1 protein-coding gene is annotated in these 289 nt (G+C 62.3%); it reads right to left on the bottom strand.

The genetic code is table 11. The annotated features are described in order from the left end of the window. Positions 1–76: 76 nt before the first annotated feature. On the bottom strand, positions 77–289 hold a 213-nt coding region (locus GV792_RS28830), incomplete at its 5' end, for a hypothetical protein (RefSeq protein WP_218581224.1).

Below are 289 nucleotides of genomic sequence, written 5' to 3'. Positions count from 1 at the left end.
GTTTGCAAACCGGCTGAACGGCAAAACCCGGCGCTGGAGCACCGGGTTTCACGTGAAATCATCGTGCAGGAAAACTCTATTCCGCAGCGACCGCCAGGCCGGGAGCCGCATCGCGGACACAGCCGTCGACATGGCTCTCGAACTTGGTGAAGTTCACCACGAACATGTCGGCGAGCTTCCGTGCCTGCGCGTCATAGGCTCGGCCGTCTGCCCAGGTCGAGCGCGGATCGAGGATCCCGCCTTCGATGCCGGAGACGTTGACGGGCACGGCAAAGCCGAAGTTCTCATC

The sequence above is a fragment of the Nocardia cyriacigeorgica genome, from assembly GCF_010868145.1.
Lineage (GTDB): Bacteria > Actinomycetota > Actinomycetes > Mycobacteriales > Mycobacteriaceae > Nocardia > Nocardia cyriacigeorgica_D.
This window is presented reverse-complemented; position numbering and strand designations above follow the sequence as displayed.